8 protein-coding genes are annotated in these 7,198 nt (G+C 67.4%); all 8 read left to right on the forward strand.

All coding sequences use genetic code 11. The features are described from left to right. Position 1: 1 nt before the first annotated feature. The gene (gene lnt / locus WAZ62_RS12365; protein ID WP_422643848.1) at positions 2 to 1,552 is read left to right on the forward strand and encodes an apolipoprotein N-acyltransferase; all 1,551 of its coding nucleotides are present in this window, start codon (positions 2 to 4) and stop codon (positions 1,550 to 1,552) included. An 82-nt stretch (positions 1,553 to 1,634) separates the two neighbouring features. Continuing rightward, the gene (locus tag WAZ62_RS12370; RefSeq protein WP_422643849.1) at positions 1,635 to 2,042 is read left to right on the forward strand and encodes a helix-turn-helix domain-containing protein; all 408 of its coding nucleotides are present in this window, start codon (positions 1,635 to 1,637) and stop codon (positions 2,040 to 2,042) included. A gap of 85 nt (positions 2,043 to 2,127) precedes the next feature. Continuing rightward, positions 2,128 to 3,300 carry a methionine adenosyltransferase gene (gene metK, locus WAZ62_RS12375; protein WP_422643850.1) on the forward strand — a complete coding sequence of 391 codons (1,173 nt, stop codon included), beginning with the start codon at positions 2,128 to 2,130 and terminating at the stop codon, positions 3,298 to 3,300. 2 nt (positions 3,301 to 3,302) lie between these two features. Continuing rightward, on the forward strand, positions 3,303 to 4,025 hold the full coding sequence (trmB, locus tag WAZ62_RS12380) for a tRNA (guanosine(46)-N7)-methyltransferase TrmB (protein WP_422643851.1): 723 nt from the start codon (positions 3,303 to 3,305) through the stop codon (positions 4,023 to 4,025). 140 nt (positions 4,026 to 4,165) lie between these two features. Next, the gene (rimP, locus tag WAZ62_RS12385) at positions 4,166 to 4,759 is read left to right on the forward strand and encodes a ribosome maturation factor RimP (protein ID WP_422643852.1); all 594 of its coding nucleotides are present in this window, start codon (positions 4,166 to 4,168) and stop codon (positions 4,757 to 4,759) included. A 10-nt stretch (positions 4,760 to 4,769) separates the two neighbouring features. After that, positions 4,770 to 6,326 (forward strand): transcription termination factor NusA, encoded by a 1,557-nt coding sequence (gene nusA / locus WAZ62_RS12390; RefSeq protein WP_422643853.1) that lies wholly within the window; start codon positions 4,770 to 4,772, stop codon positions 6,324 to 6,326. Then, positions 6,295 to 6,996: an RNA-binding protein gene (locus WAZ62_RS12395; protein WP_422643854.1), complete on the forward strand. Its 702-nt coding sequence runs from the start codon at positions 6,295 to 6,297 to the stop codon at positions 6,994 to 6,996. The genes nusA and WAZ62_RS12395 overlap by 32 nt, the downstream gene beginning before the upstream one ends. Before the next feature lie 3 nt (positions 6,997 to 6,999). Further along, positions 7,000 to 7,198, forward strand: a 199-nt coding sequence (locus tag WAZ62_RS12400) for a translation initiation factor IF-2 associated domain-containing protein (RefSeq protein ID WP_422643855.1), incomplete at its 3' end; no start/stop codon positions are given.

Here is a 7,198-nt window from a genome sequence, read left to right on the forward strand (position 1 = left end):
CATGCATCGCCTCGCCGAGAGCATCGCCGGCCTGTCCGGCTGGCGGCGCGCCCTTGTCGCCGCCCTGGCCGGCGCGATCTCCACCCTGGCGATGCCGCCGCTCGGGATCTGGCCGGCGCTGTTCATCGGCTTTCCGGTCCTCGTCCTCCTCATCGAGGGAGCGGGCAGCCCGCGCCGGGCCTTCTTCGCCGGCTGGTGGTGGGCCTATGGCCATTTCGTCGCCGGACTCTACTGGATCGGCATCGCCCTTCTGGTCGATCCGGAGCGTTTCGCCTGGCTGCTGCCCTTCACCGATCTCGGCCTGCCCTTGGTCTTCGCCCTGTTCCCGGCCGCGGCCGTCGCCCTCGCCTATCTGATCGGGCGACGGGGGCCGGCGCTGGTGCTGGCCCTCGCCGGCTGCTGGATCCTGGGCGAATATGCCCGGGGCCATGTCCTGACCGGTTTTCCGTGGAACCCGCTGGCGGCGATCTGGACCGAGACGCCGGTGATGGCGCAGGGCGCCGCGCTCGCCGGCAGCCTTGGCCTCGGCGGCGCGACCGCCCTGATCACCGGCCTGCCCGCGCTTCTGCTCCGCCCCTCGGCGACGGGACGGCTTCCGGCCCTCGGCCTCGGCCTCGCCATCCTCGGCGGCTGTCTTGCCTTCGGTTACATCCGCCTGCCGGAGGGCCCCGCCCCGCGCCTGTCGCCCGCGGTCAGCATCCGCCTCGTCCAGGGCAATATCGACCAGCAACGGAAACACTCGGCCGCCGCCCTGATCGACAATCTGAACCGCCACCTCGACCTGTCGCGCCGACCGACCGCCAGCGGCCAGCCGCCCCGCGTCGTGATCTGGCCGGAAACAGCCCTGCCCTACCGGCTCGACATCGATCCGAAACTGCCCGCGTTGCTGGGCGGCCTCGTGCCCGCCGATGGCGTCGCCCTGATCGGCGCGGTCCGGGTCGAGGAGGATGCGGCGGGCCTTCGCGCCTGGAACAGCCTTCATGCCATCGCCGGCGACGGCACGGTGCTTGGCACTTACGACAAGCACCATCTGGTGCCCTTCGGCGAATATCTGCCGATGCGCGGCGTGCTTGGCCTTGTCGGCCTCGACAAGCTGGCGGTTGGCGCGGTCGATTTTTCCGCCGGTCCCGGCCCGGCCGAATTGAGCTTGCCGGGATTGCCCGCGGTCCTGCCGCTCATCTGCTATGAAGCGATTTTCCCGGAAGCATCCTTTGCCCTGGGGCAGCGTCCCGGCTGGCTGGTCAATGTGACCAACGACGCCTGGTTCGGCACTTCCAGCGGGCCGCCGCAGCATCTGGCGCAGGCGCGGCTGCGCGCGATCGAACAGGGTCTGCCGCTGGCCCGGGCCGCCAATACCGGCATTTCCGCCCTTGTCGATCCTTACGGCCGCATCGAGCAGGCGCTGCCGCTGGGGGTTGCCGGCATCATCGACGGCGAACTTCCCGCCGCCGTAGCGGCGACGCCTTACGCCCGTTTCGGCGCGGCGATCGCCCTCGGGCTTGCCGCACTTCTCCTTGCATCGGCCTTTTCACTTCGCCGCAACACGGCTTGACCATCCCTCTTGGCAGCGGCATACAGGAATATGCCTTCCCGGCGCAATTTTGCGTCTGCGCCGCTGTTCATTCGGAGTCGTCATGGCCAATCCCGTCGATGTGTATGTCGGTGCGCGGGTCAAGCTGCGCCGCCAGCTGATCGGCATGAGTCAGGAAAAGCTGGGCGAGGCGCTGGCGCTGACCTTCCAGCAGGTACAGAAATACGAACGGGGCGCCAACCGGGTCTCCGCCTCCAAACTGCACCGGATCGCCGAAGTGCTCGACGTTCCGGTTTCCTATTTCTTCGACGGTTACGAGGGCGGCCCCGCCGCCCATGACGGTCTTGGCGAGCCGCCAGCGGCGGCCTTCGAGCATGAACAGCTCAGCCGTAAGGAATCGATCGACCTCCTGAAGGCCTATTACGAAATCGACGATCCCAAGCTGCGCCGCAAGGTGATCGACCTCATCCGCACCCTGGCGGAAACGGCGAGGACATCCGCGACCGCTTGACCGGCAGCGCACGTCCTGCCAAAAACACCCATTCGTCAGGGCCGGAATGTCTTTCGACCGGACACGCCGTTACTGGGAGTCGATTGTGGCGCGCTCGAATTATCTCTTCACGTCTGAGTCTGTTTCCGAAGGCCATCCGGACAAGGTTTGCGATCGCATCTCGGACACGATCGTCGACACTTTCCTTTCCGTCGATCCGCAGGCCCGTGTCGCGGTCGAAACCCTGGCGACCACCAATTTCGTCGTCCTCGCCGGTGAAGTGCGCAGCGCGACGCCGGTCTCCCACGACGCGATGATCGAAAGCGCCCGTCAGGCGATCCGCGAGATCGGTTACGAGCAGGAAGGCTTCCACTGGCGTAACGCCGAAGTCGTCTGCCGCGTGCACGGCCAGTCGGCCGATATCGCCGTCGGCGTCGATGCCGCCGGCAACAAGGACGAAGGCGCGGGCGACCAGGGCATCATGTTCGGCTACGCCTGCCGCGAGACCGACGTGCTGATGCCGGCGCCGATCGTCTACTCCCATCGCATCCTGAAGAATCTGGCCGACCTGCGCCACGCCGACCCGAAGTCGGGCCTTGGCCCCGACGCCAAGAGCCAGGTCACCCTCGCTTACGAGAACGGCAAGCCGGTGCGCGCGACCTCGGTCGTCGTCTCGACCCAGCACGACGAGGCGCTGAGCCAGGAGCAGGTGCGCGAGATCGTCCGCCCCCATGTGCTCTCGGTCCTGCCTGAAGGCTGGATGTGCCCCGAGGCGGAATTCTACGTGAACCCGACGGGCAAGTTCGTCATCGGCGGCCCGGATGGCGACGCCGGCCTGACCGGCCGCAAGATCATCGTCGACACTTACGGCGGCGCCGCCCCGCACGGCGGCGGTGCCTTCTCGGGCAAGGACCCGACCAAGGTCGACCGTTCCGCCGCCTATGCCGCGCGCTATGTCGCCAAGAATGTCGTCGCCGCCGGCCTCGCCGAGCGCTGCACGCTGCAGGTCGCCTATGCCATCGGCGTGTCCAAGCCGCTCGCCCTCTATGTCGATCTGCATGGCACCGGCACCGTGGACGAAGACCGTCTCGCCAGGGCGATCCAGCAGGTCATGGACCTGTCGCCGCGCGGTATCCGCACCCATCTGCAGTTGAACAAGCCGATCTACGCCCGCACCTCGTCCTACGGCCATTTCGGCCGCGAGCCGGATGCCGACGGCGGCTTCTCGTGGGAGAAGCTGGATCTGGTCGACGCCCTGAAGACGGCGATCGGCGCCTGATCATGACCGAGGGCGACGAAGCGCCGGTCGAGACCCCGGCGCTTCGCCGGAAGGTTTTCGGGCGGCGCAGCGGCCACAAGCTGCGGGCGCGCCAGGCCGATATCCTCGATACCGGCCTGACCCGGCTGGCGGTGCCCCTGCCGCCCCCGGGCGAGATCCTCGATCCGCGCGGCCTGTTTCCGCGCGCCGTGGCCGACGTCTGGTTCGAGATCGGCTTCGGCGGCGGCGAACATCTGGCCGCCCAGGCGGAAGCCCACCCGGATATCGGCATCATCGGTGCCGAGCCCTTCGTCAACGGCATGGCCAGCCTGCTGCGCCATGTCGAGGAGCGGCGCCTCGACAATGTCCGGGTGCTGGCCGATGACGCCCGCCTGTTGCTGGCCGCCCTGCCCGAGGCCAGCCTGTCGCGCGCCTTCCTGCTGTTCCCCGATCCCTGGCCGAAGAGCCGGCACCACAAGCGCCGCTTCGTGCAGCAGGAAACCCTGGACCTCCTCGCGCGGGCGCTGAAGCCGGGCGGCGAATTCCGCGTCGCCAGCGATATCATGGGTTACATCGAGTGGACCCTGGCCCAGGTCGGCCTGCACCATGGCTTCGAATGGCTGGCCGAAGGCCCCGCCGACTGGCGCGCGCGGACCGAGGACTGGCCGCCGACCCGCTACGAGGCGAAGGCGATCGCCGCCGGCCGCAAGCCCGCCTACCTGCGCTTCCGCCGCGTCGGCGGCTGACGCCATTCCGAACGTCCTGTGACGAAAGACTTGAAAGTCTCGGCCCCACGCTGTACATCACAGCTCACATAGCCCGATGGTACCCTCGGGATGAGATCGAAGCGGGCCAGACGGCCCGCTTCGTCGTTTAGAGGACAGGAATGGAACTCACCAGCCGCATCGCCGCCATGATCGAGCCGTCGCTTCTCGCGATGGGCTTCATTCTCGTGCGCGTGCGCTTCGGCGGAGCCAAGCGTCCCGTGCTGCAGATCATGGCCGAGCGCCCCGACGGCACCATGTCGGTCGAGGATTGCGCCGACGTCAGCCGCGCGGTTTCCGCCATCCTCGACGTCGAGGATCCGATTTCCAGCGAATATGTCCTCGAGGTCTCGTCGCCCGGGATCGACCGGCCGCTGATGCGGCTGGACGATTACCGCCGTTTCGCCGGCTATGAAGCCAAGGTCGAGACGGTGATGCCGGTCGAGGGGCGCAAGCGCTACCGGGGCCGCCTCGTCGGGATCGAGGGCGAGGACGTGCTGATCACCGTCGACGGGCAGACCTGGCGCCTGCCCTTCCCGCTGATCGGCGATGCCCGTCTGGTGCTGACCGACGATCTGATCGCCGCCAGCCTGAAGGGCACGCTGCTGCCGCCGGGGGCCGACGAGGTGGCGAAGGTCGCCGCCGTCGCCGGTGACGAAGAGCTTATCGAAGACGACGCCGCGGCCGAAGAGCCTGCCGGCGAAAAGACCGCTTGAGGTGATGAAGATGGCCGCTGTCAGTGCGAACCGGCTCGAACTTCTGCAGATCGCGGACGCGGTCGCCCGCGAGAAGTCGATCGACAAATTCGTCGTTCTGGAAGCCATGGAAGAGGCGATCCAGAAGGCCGCCCGTTCGCGTTACGGCAGCGAGAACGAGATCCGCGCCGAGATCGATCCGAAGTCGGGCGAGATGCGCCTCTATCGCCTGCTCGAGGTCGTCGAGCATGTCGAGAGCGACGCCACCCAGATCGGCCTCGACGACGCGCTTGCCCGCAATCCGGCGGCCCAGGTCGGCGACTTCCTGTCGGAATCGCTGCCGCCGCTCGAATTCGGCCGCATCGCCGCCCAGACCGCCAAGCAGGTGATCGTGCAGAAGGTGCGCGACGCCGAGCGCGAGCGTCAGTACCAGGAATTCAAGGACCGCATCGGCGAGGTCGTGAACGGCCTCGTGAAGCGCGTCGAATACGGCAATGTCATCGTCGACCTGGGCCGCGCCGAGGCGATCATGCGCCGCGACGAGAGCCTGCCGCGCGAGACTTTCCACAATGGCGACCGCTGTCGCGCCTATGTCTATGACGTCCGGCGCGAGGCCCGCGGGCCGCAGATCTTCCTCAGCCGCACCCATCCGCAGTTCATGGCGAAGCTCTTCGCCCAGGAAGTGCCGGAAGTCTACGACAACATCATCGAGATCAAGTCGGTCGCCCGCGATCCGAGCAGCCGCGCCAAGATCGCCGTCGTCTCGCGCGACAGTTCGATCGACCCCGTGGGCGCCTGCGTCGGTATGCGCGGCAGCCGCGTCCAGGCCGTCGTCGGCGAGCTGCAGGGCGAGAAGATCGACATCATCCAGTGGTCGCCCGATCCGGCCACCTTCATCGTCAATGCTCTTGCCCCGGCGGAAGTCGCCAAGGTCGTGCTCGACGAGGAAAGCCGCCGCATCGAGGTCGTGGTGCCGGACGATCAGCTGTCGCTCGCCATCGGGCGCCGCGGCCAGAACGTCCGCCTCGCCTCGCAGCTCACCGGCTGGGACATCGACATCCTGACCGAGGCCGAGGAATCGACCCGCCGCCAGGAAGAATTCCGCAACAAGTCCGAGATGTTCGTGCGCGATCTCGACGTCGAGGAGACGATCGCCCAGTTGCTCGCCGCCGAAGGCTTCACCTCGATCGAGGAAGTCGCCTATGTCGCCGAGGACGAGTTGTCGGGCATCCAGGGCTTCGACGAGGAAATCGCCGCCGCCCTGCAGGAACGCGCCCGCGAGAAGATCGCCGAACGCGACGCCCGCTTCGAGGAAGAGCGCAAGCAGATGGGCGTTGAGGACGCCATCGCCGCCCTGCCCCATGTCACGCCGGCCATGCTGGTCGCCCTCGGCCAGGCCGGGGTGAAGACGCTGGACGATCTCGCCGATCTGTCGACCGACGAGTTGATCAACACGAAGGACGGTGTCCTGAAGGACTACGGCCTCGACGAGGACACGGCCACCGAAATGGTGATGGCCGCCCGAGCCCATTGGTTCGCGGACGAGGAGGAGGGTGATGCAAGCACCTCCTCTGACGCCATCGAGTGATGCGCCCGCGCCGTCGGTAGCCCTTGGCGCTACCGACGACGGGCCTGGTCCCATCAGACGATGCATCGCGACGGGGGAAACCCTCGAACGCGAAGCCATGATCCGTTATGTCGTCGGCCCCGACGGCACGCTGGTCCCCGACCTCAAGGCCGTCCTGCCGGGGCGCGGTTTCTGGACCTGCGCCCGCCGCGACGCCGTCGATAAGGCCATCGCGAAGAAGCTCTTCGTCAAGGCGGCGGCGCGCGCCGGCCACCAGGGTCCCCTGACCATCCCGGACGGCCTCGCCGACCGGATCGAGACCATGCTCGCCCGGCGCTGCATGGATATCCTCGGCCTTGCCCGGCGTGCCGGCGAGGTGACGGCCGGTTACGACAAGATCGAATCCCAATCAAGGAAGGCCCCCTTCGGCCTTCTTCTCGGCGCCAGTGATGGCGCCGCCGACGGAAAACGCAAGCTGCGGTCGATTTCGGCCGCTGCCATGCATTCCGAGATACTGACCAGCGCCGAATTGAGTTTGGCAATGGGCCGGGAAAATGCCATACATGCAGCCTTCAAACCCGGCCGGCTGGCAGAGCAGTTCCTTGGCGAGGCACGACGTCTCGCCGGGTTTCGTTTATTGGTAGCGGCCAACGGGCCGGAATTGCCCCGGGCTGGGGCGCAGGCGGAATGATCGATGAGTGACGTCAAGGATAACGACGACAAGAAGCTGAGCCTCGGCGGCTCGCGTACCCTTCAGATGAAGAAGCCGGCGGTCGAAGCCGCCGGACAGGTGCGCCAGAGCTTCTCGCATGGCCGGTCGAAGCCGGTTGTCGTCGAACACAAGCGCAAGCGGATGGTCGAGCCCGGGCACCCCGCCCCGGCCGCGGCCAGCC

The sequence above is a fragment of the Zavarzinia sp. genome (assembly GCF_049306435.1).
Lineage (GTDB): Bacteria > Pseudomonadota > Alphaproteobacteria > Zavarziniales > Zavarziniaceae > Zavarzinia.